Origin of the sequence: uncultured Caulobacter sp. (assembly GCF_937900395.1) — a bacterium.
Classification (GTDB): domain Bacteria; phylum Pseudomonadota; class Alphaproteobacteria; order Caulobacterales; family Caulobacteraceae; genus Caulobacter.
In genome coordinates this window covers 1-19,021 of record NZ_CALCDX010000160.1, presented here as the reverse complement: position 1 = coordinate 19,021, position 19,021 = coordinate 1, and the positions used below count along the sequence as shown (strand labels likewise).

Below are 19,021 nucleotides of genomic sequence, written 5' to 3'. Positions count from 1 at the left end.
ACGGGCCAAGTCCTGGGCAGGGTCCGATTTTGGCCCCGTACCCGCCAAAACGCGGCCTCCCGGGCTTGACTTCGCGCCCCCAGCCCGCAAAACGCGCTGCGAAAAATAGGGAACGCCGAACGATCCCGCTCGGCGGCCAAACAGGAGAAAGACCCATGGCTGTTCGCGTCGCCATCAACGGCTTCGGCCGCATCGGACGTCTGGTCCTGCGCTCCATCGCCGAGCATGGCCGTCGCGACATCGAGGTCGTCGCCATCAACGACCTGGGTCCGGTCGAGACCAACGCCCACCTGCTGCGCTACGACAGCGTCCACGGCCGCTTCCCCGGCGTCGTCACCTCGGGCGAGGACTGGATCGACGTCGGCATGGGCAAGATCAAGGTCACGGCCATCCGTAACCCCGAAGAGCTGCCGCACAAGGACCTGGGCGTCGACATCGCCTTCGAGTGCACCGGCATCTTCACCGCCAAGGACAAGGCCAGCGCCCACCTGAAGGCCGGCGCCAAGCGCGTCCTGGTCTCGGCCCCCGCCGACGGCGCCGACAAGACCATCGTCTACAAGGTCAACCACGAGACCCTGACCGCCGACGACATCGTCGTCTCGAACGGTTCGTGCACCACCAACGCCCTGGCCCCGGTTGCCAAGGTCCTGCACGACCTGTTCGGCATCGAGCGCGGCTACATGACCACGATCCACAGCTACACCGGCGACCAGCCGACGCTGGACACCATGCACAAGGATCTCTACCGCGCCCGCGCCGCGGCCCTGAGCATGATCCCGACCTCGACCGGCGCCGCCAAGGCCCTGGGCCTCGTCCTGCCGGAACTGAAGGGCAAGCTGGACGGCTCGTCGATCCGCGTCCCGACGCCGAACGTCTCGGTCATCGACCTGAAGGTCGTCGCCGCCCGCGAGACCAACATCGCCGAGATCAACGCCGCCCTGCAGGCCGCCGCCGACGGCCCGATGAAGGGCGTCCTGGCCACGACGACCGACCCGCTGGTCTCGTCGGACCTGAACCACGTCAACGCCAGCTCGACCGCCGCCCTGCCGCAGACGCAAGTCATCGAGGGCAAGCTGGCCCGCGTGCTGTCGTGGTACGACAACGAGTGGGGCTTCGCGACGCGCATGAGCGACACCGCTCTCGAGATGGCGAAGTTCCTCTAAGGAACCCAGACTCAGCCCCGCTCCGCAAGGAGCGGGGTTTTCCTTGTTTGTTTGCTCCGAGACGCTCCATGACCTTCCGCACCCTCGACACCGCCGACCTCGCCGGCAAGCGCGCCCTGGTCCGGGTGGACTTCAACGTCCCGGTCGACGGCGGAAAGGTCGCCGACGACACCCGCCTGCGCGCGGCGTTGCCGACCATCGCCTACCTGTCCAAGCAGGGCGCCAAGGTGGTGCTGCTGGCGCACTTCGACCGCCCGAAGGGCAAGGTCGTGCCGGAGATGAGCCTGGCCTTCGTCGCCGAGCCCCTGTCGAAGCTGCTGGAGCAGCCGGTCGCCTTCGCCAGCGACTGCGTCGGTCCGGCGGCTGCTCAGGTCGTGAACGCTCTCGAGAACGGCGGCGTCGCCCTGCTGGAGAACGTGCGTTTCCACGCCGGCGAAGAAAAGAACGATCCGGAATTCGCCAAGGCCCTGGCCGCCAACGGCGACGTCTATGTCAACGACGCCTTCAGCGCCGCCCACCGCGCCCACGCCTCGACCGAAGGCCTGGCCCGCCTGCTGCCGGCCTATCCGGGCCTCTCCATGCAACGCGAGCTGGAAGCCCTGGACGCCGCGCTGGGCAAGCCCAAGAAGCCGGTCATCGGCATCGTCGGCGGCTCCAAGGTCTCGACCAAGCTCGACCTGCTGCGCAACCTGGTGACCAAGCTGGACTACCTGGCCATCGGCGGCGGCATGGCCAACACCTTCCTCTACGCGGCCAAGATCGATGTCGGCGCCTCGCTGTGCGAGACCGACATGGCCGAGACCGCGCGTCAGATCATCGACCTGGCCGGCAGCGCCGGCTGCAAGCTGCTCCTGCCGACCGACGTCGTGGTCGCCCAGGAGGTCAAGCCCGGCGTCGCCTCCAGCGTCCGCAACGTCTATGACGTGCGCCACGACGACCGCATCCTCGACGCGGGTCCCGAGACCGTCGCCACGCTGAACGCCACCATCGACCAGTGCCAGACGCTGATCTGGAACGGCCCGTTGGGCGTTTTCGAATTGCCGCCGTTCGACAAGGCGACCGTTTCCGCGGCTAAACATGTCTCGGAACGGGCCAAATCGGGTAAACTCGTGGCCGTGGCTGGCGGCGGTGATACGGTGGCGGCCCTGAACCACGCCGGTGTCGCGGCCGACATGACGTTCGTCTCGACCGCCGGCGGTGCGTTCCTGGAATGGATGGAGGGCAAGACCCTCCCGGGCGTCGCTGCGCTCGAGGCCTAAAAAAGTAACTTCGCTGGCGCGGATCGTGCAGATCCGCGTTCAGCCTGTGCCAGACTGAACGACGAAGCGCGTCAGGCGAACGTGTGTGCGGTTTTTCACCGCCCTGACGCGCTTTAAGACTGAAGAGAGACCGGGCAGAGAGCGCTTCAGCGCCGAGCCCCAACAACAAGAAACGACCCACCCACTTCACGCTTGCAGGAGAGAATTACGTGGCTCGCATCACGTTGCGACAGTTGCTGGACCATGCCGCCGAGCATGAGTACGCGCTTCCGGCCTTCAACATCAACAACATGGAACAGGGCCTGGCGATCATGGAGGCGGCTGACGCCGTCAACTCGCCGGTCATCATCCAGGCCTCGCGCGGGGCGCGCAGCTACGCCAGCGACATCGTGCTGGCCCGCCTGATCGACGGGCTCGTCGAGCTCTATCCGCACATCCCGGTCTGCATGCACCAGGACCACGGCAACGGCCCGGCGACCTGCGCCACGGCGATCCAGTACGGCTTCACCTCGGTGATGATGGACGGCTCGCTGATGGAGGACGCCAAGACCCCGGCGACCTACGAATACAACGTCGACGTCACCCGTCGCGTGGTCCAGATGGCCCATGCCTGCGGCGTCTCGGTCGAGGGCGAGCTGGGCGTGCTGGGTTCGCTGGAGACCGGCATGGGCGAGGCCGAGGACGGCCACGGCTTCGAGGGCAAGCTGTCCCATGACGAGCTGCTGACCGATCCGGACCAGGCGGTCGAGTTCGTCCACGCCACCGGCGTCGACGCGCTCGCCATCGCCATGGGCACGAGCCACGGGGCCTACAAGTTCACGCGCAAGCCGGACGGCGACGTCCTGGCGATGAACGTGATCGAGGAGATCCACCAGCGCCTGCCCAACACCCACCTTGTGATGCACGGCTCCAGCTCGGTGCCGCAGGAGCTGCAGGACATCATCAACCAGTACGGCGGCCAGATGCCCCAGACCTGGGGCGTGCCGGTCGAAGAGATCCAGCGCGGCATCAAGCACGGCGTGCGCAAGATCAACGTCGACACCGACAACCGCCTGGCCATCACCGGCGCCATCCGCAAAGTGCTGATGGAGAAGCCCGCGGAGTTCGACCCGCGCGCCTATCTGAAGCCGGCCAAGGAAGCCATGCGCAAGGTCTGCGAAGCCCGCTTCACCGAGTTCGGCTCGGCCGGCTGGGCCGACAAGATCAAGCCGATGTCGACCGCCGCCATGGCCAAGCGCTATGCCTCGGGCGAGCTGCACGCCAAGTTCGGCGATCGTCAGACCAAGGCCGCCGCCGAGTAAGGCGCGTTTGATCGTCTAGATCGAAGGGCCTCCTGGAGCGATCCGGGAGGCCTTTTTCGTGGCCGCTACCAGCGCAGAACCCACCGCCCAAGCAAGGCCCCCAGCGCCGCCAGCAGCAGGACGCCCAGGCTGTACCAGAGGGCCACGAAGGTGAAGGTGTTCTCCGGGCAATGCAGGCCATAAACGGTCGCGGCCACCCCGCCGGCGAACAGGCCCGTCGCGAAGCCGGCGGCGACGGGCCGGGTCGGGGCCATGCCGCGCACGGCGACGAGGCCCAGCGCCAGCATCGGCAGCCCCAGGAGCAGGATGTTGACGCTGCACGAATGCCACGAGTGGCCGCGCAGCATGTGCAGGGCCGCCTGAATGTCGGGGCTGCGCATCGCCTGGACGACGCCAGCCGCCACGAACACCGCCAGGGCCGCGCCGCCGAGCTGCCAGCCGCGCCGGCCGCCGCCCGCCGGCCGCGACAGCCGCTCGATCGCCAGATAGCCCGCCAGGCCCAGGGCGCCAGTGTAGAGCGCCTTCATCCAGAACATGCCGCCCTGCATCGCCTGCATCAGGTCATGACGCGGGCGCAGCCAGGCCAGCACCAGGACCAGCGCCACCAGGGCGCCGGCGCCCGCGACCGCGGCGAGGCGGCGCGGCGGCGGACGGATCGGCGCGCCATCAGCAGCCAGGGCCTCGATCAGGTCCTCAGTCCGCATGGCGCATCCTTTCGGCCAGAGCCTTCAGCGCCCGATGCAAGGCGACCTTGGCCGCGCCCTCCGAGATGCCGGCTCGCGCCCCGGCCTCGGCCAGGGACAGGCCCGTCAGCTTGACGTCGGAGACCAGGATCCGCTGCCGTTCGGGCAGGCTGGCGAGGGCGCGGTCCAGCTCGATCCCGACGGAGGGTTCGGGCTCGTCGGCGGCCAGGAATTCGATGTGGTCCTCGATCGGCAGGGTCTGGCGGATCTTCCGCCGCCGCCAGTGGTCGATCAGCTTGTAGCGCGCCACCGCGTGCGCCCAGGCGGTGAACGACTGGGACGGGTCCCAGGTCGACCGCTTCAGATGCACCGCCAGCAGCGTCTCCTGCACAAGATCCTCCACATCGCCGGGCGCGCCGGCCATCCGACGCGCGAAATAGGCGCGAAGCCGGGTCCCCAGCAGGGCCAGGCAGGCGCGATAGGCGGGGGCGTCGCCCTCCAGCCCGCGCAGCATCAGCGCCTTCAAACGGGTCTCGGTCTCCGTCACGCCCACCCCTATTCGCGCGCGAGATCCCAATCGTTACACACCCGCGCTCGCGGCCGGAACCTGCGCCGCAAGATCGGTCGAAATTTTGTTCGAGGACCGGTGTAACCTCGGACGGTTCCGCTTCGTACTTCCCCACGACCGAGCGGTGATAGGGCCGCCTCGGCGCGAAACGCTTAGGAGAAAATCCCATGAACCGCACCGCTTCCGCCGCCCTCGCCGCCATCTTCGCCCTGAGCGCCGGCGTCTCGATGGCCGCCGCCGACGAACACAAGGCCAAGGGCGACAGCGAAAAGTGCTACGGCGTGGCCAAGGCCGGCCAGAACGACTGCAAGGCGGGCGCGGGCACCTCGTGCGCCGGCACCTCCAAGGTCGACTACCAGGGCGACGCCTGGAAGATGGTCAAGAAGGGCACCTGCACGACGATCAAGACCCCGAACGGCATGGGCTCGCTGACGCCGAAGGCCTAAGGTCGCCAACCGACCTCCCCGGCGAATGCCGGGGCCCAGATCCCAAAGCGCTGGGGCTGATTGGAGCGGCTCCGAGCATTTGGAACCCACTTCAGCGCCGTTCCATCTGGGTCCCGGCATTCGCCGGGAAGATCGGCTCTTTCAAGAGAAACCCCATGTCCCCCACCGCCGGCCTTGGCCTGAAACCCGAGCACTATGCCGACGCCCTCGCGGCGGAGGCTAAGGGCCTGTGGTTCGAGGTCCATCCCGAGAACTACATGTCCGCCGGCGGTCCAAGGCTGTCGGCGCTGGAAGCGATCCGCGCGCGCCGGCCGCTGTCCCTGCATGGCGTGGGCTTGTCGCTGGCCGCGGACGCCGACCCGGACCGTGAGCATCTGGCCGCCCTCAAGCGCCTGGTCGACCGGTTCGAGCCGTTCGCCGTGTCCGAACACCTGGCCTGGTCGACCCATCGCGGGACGCACCAGCCCGACCTCCTGCCCTTCCCGCGCACCCAGCCGGCGCTTTCCCGCATCGCCGATAACATCGACCAGATGCAGACGGCGCTGGGCCGCCGCGTGCTGATCGAGAACCCCTCCCTCTACCTGCCGCTCACCGGTCACGACCTGGACGAGGTCGACTTCCTGAAGGCCCTGGTCCAGCGGACCGGCTGCGGTCTGCTGGTCGACGTCAACAACGTCTTCGTCAGCGCCAGCAACCTCGGCTACAGCGCCGGGGCCTATCTCGACGCCCTTCCCGCCGAGGCGATCGGCGAGATCCACCTGGCGGGCCACGGTCCCGACGCCGGTGGCTCCGGCCTCCTGATCGACACCCACGGCGCGCCGGTGGCCGAGCCGGTCTGGGCGCTCTATCGCCGCCTGATCCGCCGCGTCGGCCCGCGCCCGACGCTCATTGAGCGGGACGACGACATTCCCGCCTTCGCGACGCTGATGGCCGAGCGCGATCGCGCCGCCGCCGAACTCTCCGTCCTGGAGCCGGCTCATGCCTGAGCTGCTCGATTTCCAGGACGCCTTCGTGGCCGCGATCGGCGGCCAGCGCGCGGCCCTGTCGCCATGGCTGGACGAGGGCGAGCACCCTGGCCTCGCCGTCTATCGCAACACCATCGCCAAGGGATGCGTCGACGCCCTGGCCGCCAACTTCCCGACGGTCCAGTCGATGGTCGGCGAGGACTGGTTCCGCGCCGCCGCCGCCCTGTTCGCCCGCGAGGCGCCGCCGACCGGCGCCGCCCTGCTGGATTATGGCGCGGACTTTCCGGCCTGGCTGGAGCGCTTTCCGCCCGCCGCTGAGCTGCCCTACCTGGCCGGGATCGCGCACCTCGACCGCCTGTGGACCGAGGCGCTGTTCGGCGCCGAGGCCTCAGCTCTGGAACCCGTCGCGCTGTCGCGACTCGCGCCCGAGGCCTTGGCCGAGACGCGCTTGGCGCTTCATCCCAGTGTCCGTTTCGCCGCCTTCGACGCCGGCCTGCCCAGCCTGTGGCGCGCGGCCCGCGACGGCGCCGAGGATCTTGAGCTTTCCGAGACGCCCGAGACCCTGCTGCTGGTCCGCCAAGGCCAGGCGGTGGCGAGCCGCGTGGTCGGCGCCGCCGAGACCGCCTTCCTCCGCGCCTGCCGCGAGGGCCTCACCGCCGCCGAGGCCGCGCAGGCCGCCGCGACCGCTGATCCCGACGCCCCTTTCGCTTCGCTTTTCGCCGCCCTGATCGCCGACGGCGTCTTCGCCGGCTCACCCTAGAGGACCATCCCGATGACCGACTTTTCAACGGCGCTGCGCGCGCCGATGACCCTGCTCGCCCGTACGTCTGAGAAGCTGCTGCCCGAGGACCTGCTGTTGCTGGTCGCCCGCCTGGGTGTCGCGTCCGTCTTCTTCTTGTCGGGCCGCACCAAGGTCGACGGGATCCTGCACATCACCGACGGGACCTACGCCCTGTTCGAGAGCGAATACCACGTGCCGCTGCTGCCGCCGGATCTCGCCGCCCACGCGGCGACCTATTCGGAGCACCTGTTCTCGATCCTGCTGGTGCTGGGGCTGTTCACCCGCGTCTCGGCCCTGGCCTTCCTGGGCATGACCCTGGTGATCGAGGTCTTCGTCTATCCCGACGCCTGGCCCACCCACCTGTCGTGGGCGGGCCTGCTGCTGCCGCTGATCGCGCGCGGCGGCGGTCGGTTCAGCCTGGACCGGGCGCTGAAGATCCCGTGAGCCGCGTGGACCTAATGGATCGTCGGGGCGCGCGGCACGGGCTTGCGCCACAGCTGCGAGCTCAGGGCGTTGGCGAGGCCGACCCAGCCGAGGTCGGGGGCCGTGCCGCCGCCGACCTTGCGCGCCTCGATCGCATAGGCCGCCGAGGCCGCCAGCGACGCCGTCGCCGCGCTGAGCTGGCCGCCTAGGCGCTTGGCGCCCAGACCCAGCCATAGGGCGTTGAAGCCCTGCACCAGGCTCCAGATCGTGAGGGCGCGCGTCCGGGCCGGGCTGGACGGCGCGTTCCAGGTGCGCAGGCCCGACAGGGTCATGGCGATGAACAGCGGCGGCAGGAGCAGGCTGGTCAGCGGCTTGGGCTGGTGCGCCACCGGCTCGTGCATCTCGGCGAATTCGACAGCGTACATCTCGTCGTCCAGCACCTTCTCGTGCCGCCGCCCCATGACCAGGGCCGCGATGATGGCGCCGCTGGCCAGCGCCGCGCCGACGGCGATCTGGCCGACCGGGTGGAAGTCCTTCCGCTGCTCCAGCTCGAACGCCTCGCGGCCGGCCAGAGCGCGCTCGCGCGACTTTCCGTGGGCGATGTGCATGGCGGAACTCCCTATTGAACTCGCAAGGTCAAACAGCCCAGTTGAAGCCTTGGTTCCAGGGCGGCCGGGCTCGCCTCATCATGGCGCGATCCTGGCGATGCGCCACCCGAAAATGGCGTCTGGTCGGCGTCGAGCGGCTGCTTCGAAGGACCCGGCCGGATCCTGCGTCAATTCGCCGCAGCCATCCCTGCCACCGACGGCAAAAACCTTTCGCCAAAAGCGATTGCGGACGCGGAAAGCACCCCATTCTGGGTAGGCGAGCTGAGCAATTAAGGCCAAGTTCACGCCTGCTATGGCGTTTCTAACCCCGTGCATGGGGGAGTGGGCGTTATGCGTCTGAAGTTGTCCGGGGCCATGAGTCTGTTTGGCGCGGCCTTGGCCGTGGGCCTAGTGCTGCTCACCGCCGGGTCGTGGAACGCCATCGCCAACCAGCGCATCGGCGGGCCGCTTTATCGTCAGATCGTCGCGGGCAAGGACCTGACGGCGGATATCCTGCCGCCGCCGATGTACGTGATCGAGGCCTATCTCGACGCCCAGACCGCCTATTTCACGCGCACGCCGGACTCCGCGCGCTGGGCCGCCGGCGAGCTCAAGCGCCTACGCGGCGAGTACCAGGCCCGCGTCGATTATTGGCGGACGACGGACGTCGATCCCAAGGTCAAGCAGATCCTGCTGGTCGACTCCGACACCCACGCCAAGCAGATGCTGGCGGCGGCCGACCGCCTGGTCGCCGCCGTCGAGGCCGGCGACCAGGCGACCGCCGACTCCGCCTATGCCGAGCTGAAGACCGCCTACACGGCTCACCGCGCCATGGTCGACAAGGCCACGCCGGTGATCGCCGCCGACAACGCCGCCGTCGAGGCCACCGCGCATCGCAAGCAGGTCTGGGACCTGGGCCTGATGGCCGGCCTGACCCTGTTGCTAGGCGGACTGATCCTGGGCGGCGTCCTGACCATGCGCCGCGCGGTCGTGCGTCCGATCGAGGCGATCACCGCCTACATGGCCAAGCTGGCCAAGGGCGACTACGACAGCGAAGTCCCCTTCGCCAACCGCTCGGACGAGCTGGGCGAGATGGCCAAGTCGATCGCCGTTTTCCGCGAGGCCGCGCTGGAGCGCCGGGCGCTCCGTGAGCGCGAAGACCAGACCCGCCTGGACGCCGAACATCAACGCGCCGCGGCCGAAGCCGAACGCCGCGCCGCCGAGGAAGCCCGTCGCGAAGCCATGGACGGCCTCGCTCGGGGTCTGGCCGGCCTGGCCGGCGGCCACGTCGGCGTACGCCTGAACAACGCCTTCCACGCCGACTACGAACGCCTGCGCCATGACTTCAACGCCACGGCCGAGACCCTGAACGCCACGCTGGGCGACATCGGAACCTCGTCGCGCGGCGTCCATGTCGGCGCGGCCGAGATCGCCCAGGCCGCCGACGACCTGTCGCGCCGCACCGAGCAGCAGGCCGCCAGCCTGGAAGAGACCGCCGCCGCCCTCAACGAGATCACCGGCGCGGTGCGCCAGGCCGCCGACAGCGCCGGTCGCGCCAACGGCATGGTCGACGCGGCCCGCGAGGAAGCCCGCGCCACCGAGGGCTCGGTGCGCGACGCCGTCGCCGCGGTGCGTGAGATCGAGACCGCTTCGTCCCAGATCAGCCAGATCATCGGCGTGATCGACGAGATCGCCTTCCAGACCAATCTTCTGGCCCTCAACGCCGGGGTCGAGGCCGCCCGCGCCGGCGAGAGCGGCAAGGGTTTCGCCGTGGTCGCCCAGGAAGTCCGGGCCCTGGCCCAACGCTCGGCCGAAGCCGCCAAGGAGATCAAGGTCCTGATCGGCGCCGCCACCGACAAGGTCGAGGTCGGCGTCACCCTGGTCGATCGCACCGGCTCGGCCCTGGGCAGCATCATCCAGCGCGTCACCGACATCTCGACCCTGGTGGCCGAGATCGCCACGGCGGCCCAGGAGCAGGCCATGAGCCTGGCTCAGGTCAACACCGCCGTGAATCAGATGGACCAGATGACCCAGCAGAACGCGGCCATGGTCGAGCAGACCACCGCCGCCGCGCACTCGCTGAAGGGCGAGGCCTCGCGCCTGGGCGAACTGGTCGAGAAGTTCGACGACCAGCCCGCCCTGGCCGCGTAAAGTCTAGGACGACGGCAGTTCGCCCATGGCCGACTGCAGGTAGTTGGCCTCGCCCAGCGACTTCACCAGCGACAGCTGGGTCTCGAGGAAGTCGATGTGCTCCTCGGTGTCGCTGAGGATCTCGCGCAACAGCTCGCGGCTGACATAGTCGCGGGCCTGCTCGCACTGGACGATGCCGGGGATCAGGGTCTCGCGCCCGCCCAGCTCGACCTGCAGGTCGGCGTTCAGGCACTCGGGGACCGTCTCGCCGATCTTCAGCTTGTGCAGGTCCTGCAGGTTCGGAAGACCTTCCAGGAACAGGATGCGGTTGATCAGCATGTCGGCGTGCTTCATCTCGCCGATCGACTCGTCATAGGTGATCTTGCCGAGGCGCTTGAAGCCCCAGTTGTCGTACATCCGCGCGTGCAGGAAGTACTGGTTGACCGCCGTCAGCTCGTTGGTGAGCACCGCGTTGAGCAAACGGATGATGCTGGGATCGCCCTGCATGGCGGCCTCCTGGGATTCGACTTCGGGCGAACCTGAGGCATGCCGGAAGCGGCTTCAACAGGATTGTGTGCGAGTGTTTCGCGGTCTCACGAAAAGCCGCGGACGCGGCGGCTACTCGGCGGCGTAGGCCAGGGCCTCGCGGCTTTCCTGGATCATCTGGCGCATCTCGCAGACGCACTTGGCGCACTGGGCCTGGCAGCCGTGGTGACGGAAGATCTCGACCGGGCGCTGGGCGCCGGCGTCGATGGCGGCGCGCACCTGGCGCTCGCGGATGCCGTTACAGTTGCAGACGTACAAGGAAGAACGCCCCACCGAATGAGTTTCATTCTCATCTAGCGTAGAGCGCGGTGTTTTGCAACTGACTCGCATTGCGATGGATGGCGGCGCGGTGTCGCGGCCACGCGCGATACGCATATCGTGACGAACAGGGCGCTCGTGCTATGCCCCACCCCATGACGCTCGACTGCCGCCTCTACCTGATCACCCCGCCCGCCCTGGCCGACCTGGCCGCGTTCGGCCGGACGCTGGCGCAAGCCTTGGAAGGCGGCGACGTCGCCGCGCTGCAGATCCGCCTGAAGGACGCGCCGGACGATGTCGTGGCGGCCGCCGTCGATGTGCTGGCCCCGATCGCCCAGGCGCGCGACGTGGCCGTGATCCTGAACGACCGCCCCGACCTGGCCGCGCGCCTCGCCGTCGACGGAGTCCACATCGGCCAGTCGGACATGCCCTACAAGGACGCCCGCAAGCTGATGGGCCAGCGGATGATCGGCGTCACCTGCCACGACAGCCGCCATCTTGCGATGGAGGCCTCGGAGGCTGGCGCCGACTACGTCGCCTTCGGCGCCTTCTTCCCGACCAAGACCAAGGACGCCCCGACCACCGCCGATCCCGAGATCCTGACCATCTGGCAGGAGACGATGGAGACCCCGTGCGTGGCTATCGGCGGGATCACCGCCGCCAACGCCGCCGGCCTCGCCACGGCGGGCGCGGACTTCCTGGCCGTCTCGGCCGGCGTCTGGGGCTATCCGGAAGGGCCCGCCGCCGCCGTGGCCGCGCTGAACGCCGCCATCGCCGAAGGCCTCGCCGCCCGTAAGTAAACGTCAGGTCGTGCGGCGCCTTGTGACGCGCCGCACACAGGCCTAGCGTCCTTTCCAGCGAACAAAACCTGGGGAGGGCGCTCGACATGAAGCGGCTCGTAGTGTGTTTGCTTAGCTTACCGGTCCTGGCCGTCTCGACGGCGGCCGTCGCCGAGACCTGGAAACTGGCGCCAGGGGAAACCAAGACCTATTACGACGAGGACTTCTCCCGCGTGGACCAGTCCACCGGACTGATCGTCACCCGTATCGCCGAAGGCAAGGCCAACGGCCCCTATAAGAACTGGCCGGCCAGCAAAGGCCCGATCCTGCTGTTCGCGCTGGACTGCGCGGCCGACAAGTGGATGGACCTGGGCATGGACTTCGACGGGACCAAGGGCCTGCCCAAGGGCTGGCGCAAGGAAGCCAAGATCGAGGACATCTCCGGCGCGGTCGGCAAGGCCGGCAAACTGCTGTGCGAGACCAAGGACAGCCTGCCGAAGGTGGAGCTGCCTTAGCCCTCATCCGACTTCCCCGGCGAATGCCGGGGCCCAGATGGAAAGGCGTTGAGGCAGGCTCCAGAAGCGCGGACGCCTTCCAGTCATCTCAAGCGTCATGGGATCTGGGCCCCGGCATTCGCCGGGGAGGTCGGATTTAATAGAAGGCCCGTTAACCCCACCCAATTCGCCCCGCCTTGCCTTCGCGCCTGTGGACGACTAGGTTCCGCGCCCGTTCTTTCACACCGTCGACCTACCGCTCCGCCGCCGGACTTTCCGGCGGGCGTCGACGGCTTCATTGAGGATAGCCGCCCGTGCCCACGCCTTCCGCCCTCCTGAACGTCATGATCGACGCGGCCCGGAAGGCCGCCCGGGGCCTGGCCCGCGACTTCGGCGAAGTCACCGAACTGCAGGTCTCCAAGAAGGGCGCGGCCGACTTCGTCTCCAACGCCGACCTCAAGGCCGAACAGACCCTGTTCGAGATCCTGACCAAGGCCCGCCCCGGCTACGGCTTCCTGGGCGAAGAGCGCGGCATGGTCGAGGGCACCGACAAGACCCACACCTGGATCGTCGACCCGCTGGACGGCACCACCAACTTCCTGCACGCCATCCCGCACTTCGCGGTCAACATCGCCCTACAGCGCGAGGGCGAGGGCATCGTCGCCGGCGTGACCTACAACCCGATCAGCAACGACCTCTTCTGGGTCGAAAAGGGCAAGGGCGCGTTCCTGGGCGCCGAGAAGCGCCTGCGCGTCGCCGCCCGCCGTCACCTGGACGAAAGCGTCCTGGCCACGGGCATCCCGTTCGCCGGCAAGCCGGGCCATGCCCAGTTCCTGAAGGAGCTGCACCAGGTCAGCCAGAAGGTCGCCGGCGTGCGCCGCTTCGGCTCGGCCGCCCTGGATCTCGCGTGGGTCGCCGCCGGCCGGTTCGACGCGTACTGGGAGCGCAACCTCAACCCGTGGGACGTCGCGGCCGGCATCCTGATGATCCAGGAATCGGGCGGCAAGATCACCACGATCGACGAGAGCGACCTCGACCTCGTGTCGGGCAAGTCGATCCTGGCCTCGAACCAGGACCTGCACCCGCAGATCCTGGAGCGCCTGCGGGCGGCTTAAGGCTCCAGCACCAAGGAAAGATCGTCATCCCGCGCCTTGTGCGCGGGACCCATTTGTCCGTCGCAAGTGCGGAGATCGCCCACACCCTCACGTGTGAGCTGAACCATGGGTCCCGCGCATGAAGCGCGGGATGACGACTATGGTTTGCGTCAAATAACCTCTCGCCAAACCGTCACATCCGCGCGCTAAATCGCGCGCCATGACCCTGCTGACCCGTCGCGCCCTGACCACCGCCGCCCTTGCCGGCACGTTCCTCCCGGGCCTGTCCCGCGCCCAGGGCCGCAAGCCCATCGTGATCGGCCACCGCGGCTGCAGCGGCGAGCGGCCCGAGCACACGATCCTCGCCTATGAGCGCGCGATCGAGCAGGGCGCGGACTTCATCGAGCCGGACCTGGTCCCCACCAAGGACGGCCACCTCGTGGCCCGCCACGAGAATGAGATCGGCGGCACGACCAACGTCGCCAGCCGCCCCGAATTCGCCGCGCGCAAAGCCACCAAGACCATCGACGGCCAGTCGGTGACCGGCTGGTTCACGGAAGACTTCACGCTTGCCGAGCTGAAAACCCTGCGCGCCCGCGAGCGGCTGCCGCAGCTGCGTCCGACCAGCGCCGCTTTCGACGGCCAGGCCCAGATCCTGACCTTCGAGGAAGTTGTCGCCATCGCCCGCGCCGGCGGCCAGCGCAGCGGCCGAACGATCGGCGTCTATCCCGAGCTGAAGCACCCGACCTATTTCGCCTCGATCGGCCTGCCCACCGAGGATCGCCTGGTCGCCAAGCTGAAGGCCCTGGACCTGAACTCGGCGACCGCCCCGGTATTCGTGCAGTGCTTCGAGGTTGGGACCTTGAAGCGCCTGCGGGCCAAGACTCCGGCGCGCCTTGTCTTCCTGGTCGACGCCGAGGGCGGTCCGCCGGACCAGCCCGGTGTAAAGTACGCCGACCTGATCACCCCCCAGGGCCTGAAAGACGTCGCCGTCTACGCCGACGGCCTAGGCGCGGGCTGGAGCCAAGTGATCCCCAGCGACGGCCAGGGCCTGCTGCCGCCGACCAGCCTGGTCAAGGACGCTCACGCGGCGGGCCTCCAGGTTCACGTCTGGACGCTCCGGGCCGAGAACTACTTCCTGCCCACGCCGCTGCGGAAGGGCGACCCCGCCAGTCCGACCTTCCTGGCCCAGCACGGCGACGTGACGACCTTGCTGAAGGCCCTGTACGCGGCCGGCGTCGACGGGGTGTTCAGCGACTTCCCCGCCCTAGCCGTCGCCGCGCGAGGCTGAACGGCCGCCCTTGCCCGAATGGGGCGGAAGGGTGCAGCGTGCCGCCCTCCGTTCCGCCTGGGTGAGTTTCATGAAGTTCCGTCACGCCGCCGCCTCGCTGGCGACCATCGCCGCCCTGTCGCTGGGCGCCGTCTCGTCCGCCCTCGCCTCCCCGGGCTCGGACCTGCTGGACAAGATCGCCGTCGACTTCGTGCGCCTTACGCTGGAGGCCGGCGAGCGCGAGCCCGGTTATGTCGACGCCTATTACGGCCCGAACGAATATCTCAACGCCGCGAAGCTGGCGCCGCGCCCCGTCTCGGTGCTGCGCAAGGAAGCCGATCGCCTGCAAGGGCTGCTCGCCAAGGTTCCCGAGAAGGATCTCACCGCCGACCAGCGCCGCCGCAAGCTGTTCCTGAAGGGCCAGGTCAAGGCCGCCCAGACACGGCTAGCCATGATCGCCGGCGACACGTTCAGCTTCCAGGACGAAGCCCAAGGCCTGTTTGGCGTCCGCCCCGTCATCAAGCCGTTGAAGGCCTACGATCCGGTCCTGGCCCGGCTCGACAAGCTGGTCCCCGGCAAGGGCGACCTCGCGGCCCGCGTCGACGCCTTCCAGGCCGCCTATGTCATCCCGACCGACCGGCTGGAGCCGGTGATGAAGGCCGGGATCGCCGCCTGCAAGGCCAAGACCGAGGCGCACATCAAGCTGCCGGCCAATGAGCGCTTCGACCTGTCGTTCGTCACCAAGAAGCCGTGGAGCGGCTACAACTGGTACCAGGGCGGCGCCCACAGCCTGATCGAGATCAACACCGATTTGCCGATCTACATCAGCCGCGCCTTGGATCTGGGCTGCCACGAGGGCTATCCCGGCCACCATGTCCTGAACGCCCTGCTGGAAGAGAAGCTGACCAAGGGCAAGGGCTGGGTGGAGTTCAGCGTCTATCCGCTGTTCTCGCCGCAGTCGCTGATCGCCGAGGGCAGCGCCAACTACGGCATCGCGCTCGCCTTCCCCGGCCAGGCCAAGACCGACTTCGAGCGCGACAAGCTCTATCCGCTGGCGGGCCTGGATCCCAAGACCGCGGCCGCCTACGGCGCGCTGATGGACGCCAAGGCCGCCCTGGCCCAGAGCGAGGTTACCATCGCCGCGGCCTATCTGGACGGCAAGATGAAGAAGCCCGAGGCGGTAAGGGCCCTAGCCAAGTACGGCCTGACCTCGACGGCCCGCGCCGAGAAGCGCCTGAGCTTCATCGAGACCTATCGCGCCTACATCATCAACTACAGCCTGGGCCAGGACCTGGTCCGCGCCCACGTCGAACGCGCCGGCAAGACCGAGGCCGCGCGCTGGGCGGCGATGGAGCGCGTGATCAGCGAGCCGACGACGCCCGCGGATTTGGCGCGGTGAACGAGATGCTCCCCCGCGATGCGGGGGAGCTGTCACGGGTGACTGAGGGGGCGAACGCGGCAAGCATCCAGCTTGCCCCCTCCGGCCCTCTGGGCCACCTCCCCCGCGATGCGGGGGAGGATCAAGCGGTCTAAGCCGCCTCGACCCCGAACTGCAGGCGGGCCAGGCGGGCGTAGAGACCGCCCTTGGCGAAGAGTTCGGCGTGGGTGCCCTGCTCGACCACGCGCCCCTCCTCCATGACCACGATCCGGTCGGCCTTGAGCACGGTGGCCAGGCGGTGGGCGATGACCAGGGTCGTGCGGCCGGCCATGGCCGCGTGCAGGGCCTGCTGGACCAGGCGCTCGCTCTCGGCGTCGAGGGCGCTGGTGGCCTCGTCCAGCAGCAGGATGGGCGCCTCGCGGGCCAGGGCGCGGGCGATGGCCAAGCGCTGGCGCTGGCCGCCGGACAGGGTCTTGGCGCGCTCGCCCACGGGCGTGTCGAAGCCCTGCGGCAGGGCCGACAAGAAGCCGGCGGCCTGGGCGGCCTCGGCGGCGGCCTTCAGCTCTTCGTCGGAGGCGTCCGCGCGGCCGAAACGGATGTTGTCCAGGGCCGAGCCCGAGAACAGCGGCGAATCCTGGGCGACCAGGGCCATGCGGGCGCGGACCTCGGCGGGATCGGCGTCGCGCAGGTTCACGCCGTCCAGGCGGATCGCGCCAGCCTGGGGATCATAGAACCGCAAAAGGAGCCGCAGGACGGTGCTTTTGCCCGCGCCCGAGGGGCCGACCAGGGCGACGGTCTCTCCGGCCTTCACGGACAGGTCGAAGCCGTTCAGGGCGGGCAGGTCCGGGCGGCCGGGATAGGCGAAGGTGACGTTCTCGAACGCGATCTCGCCGCGCGCCGGGACCGGCAGCGGCTTGGGAACAGCCGGTGCGGCGATGCCGGGGCGGGCGTTCAGCAGGTCGGAGATGCGGTCCATGGCGCCGGACGCCTTCTGGACGTCGCCCCAGACCTCGCCCAAGGCGCCGATCGAACCGGCGGCCATCACCGCCAGCATGGCGAACTGGGCCAGGGTGCCGCCGGTCATCTCGCCCGACAGCACCAGACGCGCGCCGGTCCATAGCAAGAGGGTGATGCCGCCGAACGCCAGGATGATGACCATGGCGGTCATGGTGGCGCGGGTGGTGATCCGCTTGACCGAGGCCTTGTAGGCCGCCTCCACCGCGCCGGCGAAGCGGGCGGCCGAAGCCTGCTCGCGGCCGAAGGCCTGCACGGTCTCGAGGGCGTCCAGGCTCTCGCCGGCGTAGCCGACGGCGTCGGCGAAGCGGTCCTGGGCCGTGACGGTCAGCTTGCGGACGCGGCGGCCGACCAGGAACATCGGCGCCAGGATCACCGGCACCATCAGCACGATGAAGCCCGCCAGCTTGGGCGAAACCACCGCCATGTAGCCAAGGCCGCCGACCAGGCTGAGGATATTGCGCAGGGCGATCGAGGCCGAGGCGCCGACCAGCTGCTCGATCAGCGCCACGTCGGTGGTCAGGCGCGACAGCACCTCGCCGGTGCGGGTCTTGAGGAAATATTCCTGGTCCAGCGTCAGGGTGTGGCCGTAGAGCGCCCGGCGCACATCGGCCACGACCCGCTCGCCCAGCCGGGTGATGAAGAAGAATCGCAGGGCCGTGGCCACGGCCAGAACCATGGCGACGGCGCCCAGGCCGACGAAGGCGCTGTTGATCTCCGCGCCCTGGCCCTTGGCGAATCCGTGGTCGATGACCTCCTTGAAGGCCGCCGTCAGGCCCAGGGTCGCGCCCGTCGAGAACAGCAGGAAGAAGCCCGCCGCCAGGCCATCGCCCTTGTGAGCGGCGACGAACGGCAGCAGATGGGCCAGGGGACGGATGTCCTTGCGGCGCGGCCGCCGGGCCTTGGCTTCGGCCATGCCCTGGACCAATTCCGCCCCCGCGCCGGGGCGGCCTTCGGCCTTTTGCTCGCCGGCGGTCACGTCGGTCATCAACTGTCCCTTGCCAAAATCGCGCGCGTTCTTTATAGCCGCGCGTCTTCGAGGGCCACCCCGCGCGTGCGCGGTTTGGCGCTTACCCCATTCACTCGCCGGCTTAGTCGGTCTGGATCGCCGCCATGAAACAAGACATTCACCCCGACTACCACTTCATCACCGTGGTGATGACGGACGGAACCGAATACCAGACCCGTTCGACCATGGGCAAAGCCGGCGACAGGCTGTCGCTCGACATTGACCCGAAATCGCACCCGGCCTGGACCGGCGGTGCGGCGCAGGTCATGGACCGCGGCGGTCGCCTGTCGCGCTTCAAGGACAAGTTCAAAGGCTTCGTCAAAAGCTGATCGGCTTTTCACGGCCGAACGAGACAAGGGCCCGCGGGAAACCGCGGGCCTTTCTGCTTTTCACCGGGTTTCGGATCGCACCAGCAGCAAGGCGGCGCCTGCGTCGATGCCGGGCAGCAGCTCCTGCAGTCCGGCCGCCGGCGTCCGCAGGCCATCGGCATCGGGCGGATTGGCGAACGGCAGATTGCCGGGGTTCACTTCCGGATCGATCTGATCGCCCGGCCGCACGACGTTGCTCCAGTAGACGAACGTGTAGCCGCCAGTCAGCTTCAATCTCTCGGTGAGCTTGTAACCGAGCGTGACGCCCAGTTGCGGTAGGACGCTCAGTTCATTCCGTTCGTAGTTGCCGATATTGCTGTCTTGCGCCAGCAGACCGCCGCTTCGCGTCTCCGGATCCTCGCCCGGCTCGGGATAGAGGTAGGTATAGGCGCGCAACCGGTCCCGGACGCGCCCGCCCCACAGCGCGTGGACGGGCCGGTCACGCGCCTTGCCGAGAATGTCCCAGCAGGCGACGTCGATGCCGGATTTCACATAGGGATGCCCG

Annotated in this window: 21 protein-coding genes and 1 pseudogene; 14 read left to right on the top strand and 8 right to left on the bottom strand. The window is 68.7% G+C overall.

Annotation, left to right across the window (positions count from 1 at the left end):
* Window positions 1-155: 155 nt before the first annotated feature.
* The 3 genes from gap to fba all read left to right on the top strand — a co-directional run bounded on the left by gap (window position 156) and on the right by fba (window position 3,723).
* A complete protein-coding gene (gene gap, locus Q0379_RS13835; RefSeq protein ID WP_299009754.1) occupies window positions 156-1,163 on the top strand; it encodes a type I glyceraldehyde-3-phosphate dehydrogenase in 1,008 nt (335 codons plus the stop codon).
* A gap of 68 nt (window positions 1,164-1,231) precedes the next feature.
* Window positions 1,232-2,422: a phosphoglycerate kinase gene (locus Q0379_RS13830; RefSeq protein WP_299009752.1), complete on the top strand. Its 1,191-nt coding sequence runs from the start codon at window positions 1,232-1,234 to the stop codon at window positions 2,420-2,422.
* 209 nt (window positions 2,423-2,631) lie between these two features.
* A complete protein-coding gene (gene fba, locus Q0379_RS13825) occupies window positions 2,632-3,723 on the top strand; it encodes a class II fructose-bisphosphate aldolase (RefSeq protein ID WP_299009749.1) in 1,092 nt (363 codons plus the stop codon).
* A 65-nt stretch (window positions 3,724-3,788) separates the two neighbouring features.
* On the opposite strand, the gene nrsF is transcribed toward fba, so the two are convergent.
* Complete coding sequence (nrsF, locus tag Q0379_RS13820; protein WP_299009746.1) at window positions 3,789-4,427, bottom strand: anti-sigma-F factor NrsF; 639 nt, start codon at window positions 4,425-4,427, stop codon at window positions 3,789-3,791.
* Complete coding sequence (locus tag Q0379_RS13815; RefSeq protein WP_299009743.1) at window positions 4,417-4,953, bottom strand: sigma-70 family RNA polymerase sigma factor; 537 nt, start codon at window positions 4,951-4,953, stop codon at window positions 4,417-4,419. The genes nrsF and Q0379_RS13815 overlap by 11 nt, the downstream gene beginning before the upstream one ends.
* A 188-nt stretch (window positions 4,954-5,141) precedes the next feature.
* On the opposite strand from Q0379_RS13815, the gene Q0379_RS13810 reads away from it, so the two are divergent.
* From Q0379_RS13810 to Q0379_RS13795, 4 genes are all read left to right on the top strand, one after another.
* Entirely contained in the window at window positions 5,142-5,420 is a 279-nt protein-coding gene (locus Q0379_RS13810; RefSeq protein WP_299009741.1) for a DUF2282 domain-containing protein, read from the top strand.
* Between the two features lie 155 nt (window positions 5,421-5,575).
* Entirely contained in the window at window positions 5,576-6,406 is an 831-nt protein-coding gene (locus Q0379_RS13805; protein WP_299009737.1) for a DUF692 domain-containing protein, read from the top strand.
* On the top strand, window positions 6,399-7,145 hold the full coding sequence (locus Q0379_RS13800) for a DNA-binding domain-containing protein (protein ID WP_299009732.1): 747 nt from the start codon (window positions 6,399-6,401) through the stop codon (window positions 7,143-7,145). The genes Q0379_RS13805 and Q0379_RS13800 overlap by 8 nt, the downstream gene beginning before the upstream one ends.
* Before the next feature lie 12 nt (window positions 7,146-7,157).
* Window positions 7,158-7,610 (top strand): DoxX family protein, encoded by a 453-nt coding sequence (locus tag Q0379_RS13795; protein ID WP_299009729.1) that lies wholly within the window; start codon window positions 7,158-7,160, stop codon window positions 7,608-7,610.
* 11 nt (window positions 7,611-7,621) lie between these two features.
* Here Q0379_RS13795 and Q0379_RS13790 read toward each other — a convergent pair whose 3' ends face one another.
* The gene (locus tag Q0379_RS13790) at window positions 7,622-8,197 is read right to left on the bottom strand and encodes a tryptophan-rich sensory protein (protein ID WP_066686660.1); all 576 of its coding nucleotides are present in this window, start codon (window positions 8,195-8,197) and stop codon (window positions 7,622-7,624) included.
* 330 nt (window positions 8,198-8,527) lie between these two features.
* On the opposite strand from Q0379_RS13790, the gene Q0379_RS13785 reads away from it, so the two are divergent.
* Window positions 8,528-10,327, top strand: coding sequence for a HAMP domain-containing methyl-accepting chemotaxis protein (locus Q0379_RS13785; RefSeq protein WP_299009721.1), 1,800 nt, complete (start codon window positions 8,528-8,530; stop codon window positions 10,325-10,327).
* A 3-nt stretch (window positions 10,328-10,330) separates the two neighbouring features.
* Here Q0379_RS13785 and bfr read toward each other — a convergent pair whose 3' ends face one another.
* A complete protein-coding gene (gene bfr / locus Q0379_RS13780) occupies window positions 10,331-10,813 on the bottom strand; it encodes a bacterioferritin (protein WP_299009718.1) in 483 nt (160 codons plus the stop codon).
* 111 nt (window positions 10,814-10,924) lie between these two features.
* The gene (locus Q0379_RS13775; RefSeq protein WP_099538084.1) at window positions 10,925-11,110 is read right to left on the bottom strand and encodes a (2Fe-2S)-binding protein; all 186 of its coding nucleotides are present in this window, start codon (window positions 11,108-11,110) and stop codon (window positions 10,925-10,927) included.
* 155 nt (window positions 11,111-11,265) lie between these two features.
* On the opposite strand from Q0379_RS13775, the gene thiE reads away from it, so the two are divergent.
* The 3 genes from thiE (at window position 11,266) to Q0379_RS13760 (ending at window position 13,498) form a co-directional block, all read left to right on the top strand.
* On the top strand, window positions 11,266-11,910 hold the full coding sequence (gene thiE / locus Q0379_RS13770; RefSeq protein ID WP_299009829.1) for a thiamine phosphate synthase: 645 nt from the start codon (window positions 11,266-11,268) through the stop codon (window positions 11,908-11,910).
* A gap of 86 nt (window positions 11,911-11,996) precedes the next feature.
* Complete coding sequence (locus Q0379_RS13765; protein ID WP_299009713.1) at window positions 11,997-12,404, top strand: hypothetical protein; 408 nt, start codon at window positions 11,997-11,999, stop codon at window positions 12,402-12,404.
* A 293-nt stretch (window positions 12,405-12,697) separates the two neighbouring features.
* Window positions 12,698-13,498: an inositol monophosphatase family protein gene (locus tag Q0379_RS13760; protein WP_299009709.1), complete on the top strand. Its 801-nt coding sequence runs from the start codon at window positions 12,698-12,700 to the stop codon at window positions 13,496-13,498.
* A gap of 23 nt (window positions 13,499-13,521) precedes the next feature.
* Here Q0379_RS13760 and Q0379_RS13755 read toward each other — a convergent pair.
* Window positions 13,522-13,605, bottom strand: a pseudogene (locus Q0379_RS13755) (hypothetical protein); the annotation flags it as partial.
* 92 nt (window positions 13,606-13,697) lie between these two features.
* Between Q0379_RS13755 and Q0379_RS13750 the strand changes: the two are divergent.
* A complete protein-coding gene (locus Q0379_RS13750; protein WP_299009706.1) occupies window positions 13,698-14,768 on the top strand; it encodes a glycerophosphodiester phosphodiesterase in 1,071 nt (356 codons plus the stop codon).
* 70 nt (window positions 14,769-14,838) lie between these two features.
* Window positions 14,839-16,146, top strand: coding sequence for a hypothetical protein (locus Q0379_RS13745; protein ID WP_299009703.1), 1,308 nt, complete (start codon window positions 14,839-14,841; stop codon window positions 16,144-16,146).
* 130 nt (window positions 16,147-16,276) lie between these two features.
* On the opposite strand, the gene Q0379_RS13740 is transcribed toward Q0379_RS13745, so the two are convergent.
* On the bottom strand, window positions 16,277-18,130 hold the full coding sequence (locus Q0379_RS13740; protein ID WP_299009700.1) for an ABC transporter transmembrane domain-containing protein: 1,854 nt from the start codon (window positions 18,128-18,130) through the stop codon (window positions 16,277-16,279).
* A 122-nt stretch (window positions 18,131-18,252) separates the two neighbouring features.
* Between Q0379_RS13740 and rpmE the strand changes: the two genes are divergently transcribed.
* Window positions 18,253-18,477: a 50S ribosomal protein L31 gene (gene rpmE / locus Q0379_RS13735; RefSeq protein WP_299009697.1), complete on the top strand. Its 225-nt coding sequence runs from the start codon at window positions 18,253-18,255 to the stop codon at window positions 18,475-18,477.
* A gap of 60 nt (window positions 18,478-18,537) precedes the next feature.
* Here rpmE and Q0379_RS13730 read toward each other — a convergent pair.
* On the bottom strand, window positions 18,538-19,021 hold a 484-nt coding region (locus Q0379_RS13730), incomplete at its 5' end, for a BBP7 family outer membrane beta-barrel protein (RefSeq protein ID WP_299009694.1).

Bases quoted from the DNA above. Each gene is read 5' to 3' on its own strand.
- gap (WP_299009754.1), top strand. From the start codon at position 156: ATGGCTGTTCGCGTCGCCATCAACGGCTTCGGCCGCATCGGACGTCTG.
- Q0379_RS13830 (WP_299009752.1), top strand. From the start codon at position 1,232: ATGACCTTCCGCACCCTCGACACCGCCGACCTCGCCGGCAAGCGCGCC.
- nrsF (WP_299009746.1), bottom strand. From the start codon at position 4,427: ATGCGGACTGAGGACCTGATCGAGGCCCTGGCTGCTGATGGCGCGCCG.
- Q0379_RS13810 (WP_299009741.1), top strand. From the start codon at position 5,142: ATGAACCGCACCGCTTCCGCCGCCCTCGCCGCCATCTTCGCCCTGAGC.
- Q0379_RS13805 (WP_299009737.1), top strand. From the start codon at position 5,576: ATGTCCCCCACCGCCGGCCTTGGCCTGAAACCCGAGCACTATGCCGAC.
- Q0379_RS13800 (WP_299009732.1), top strand. From the start codon at position 6,399: ATGCCTGAGCTGCTCGATTTCCAGGACGCCTTCGTGGCCGCGATCGGC.
- Q0379_RS13795 (WP_299009729.1), top strand. From the start codon at position 7,158: ATGACCGACTTTTCAACGGCGCTGCGCGCGCCGATGACCCTGCTCGCC.
- Q0379_RS13790 (WP_066686660.1), bottom strand. From the start codon at position 8,197: ATGCACATCGCCCACGGAAAGTCGCGCGAGCGCGCTCTGGCCGGCCGC.
- Q0379_RS13785 (WP_299009721.1), top strand. From the start codon at position 8,528: ATGCGTCTGAAGTTGTCCGGGGCCATGAGTCTGTTTGGCGCGGCCTTG.
- bfr (WP_299009718.1), bottom strand. From the start codon at position 10,813: ATGCAGGGCGATCCCAGCATCATCCGTTTGCTCAACGCGGTGCTCACC.
- thiE (WP_299009829.1), top strand. From the start codon at position 11,266: ATGACGCTCGACTGCCGCCTCTACCTGATCACCCCGCCCGCCCTGGCC.
- Q0379_RS13765 (WP_299009713.1), top strand. From the start codon at position 11,997: ATGAAGCGGCTCGTAGTGTGTTTGCTTAGCTTACCGGTCCTGGCCGTC.
- Q0379_RS13750 (WP_299009706.1), top strand. From the start codon at position 13,698: ATGACCCTGCTGACCCGTCGCGCCCTGACCACCGCCGCCCTTGCCGGC.
- Q0379_RS13745 (WP_299009703.1), top strand. From the start codon at position 14,839: ATGAAGTTCCGTCACGCCGCCGCCTCGCTGGCGACCATCGCCGCCCTG.
- rpmE (WP_299009697.1), top strand. From the start codon at position 18,253: ATGAAACAAGACATTCACCCCGACTACCACTTCATCACCGTGGTGATG.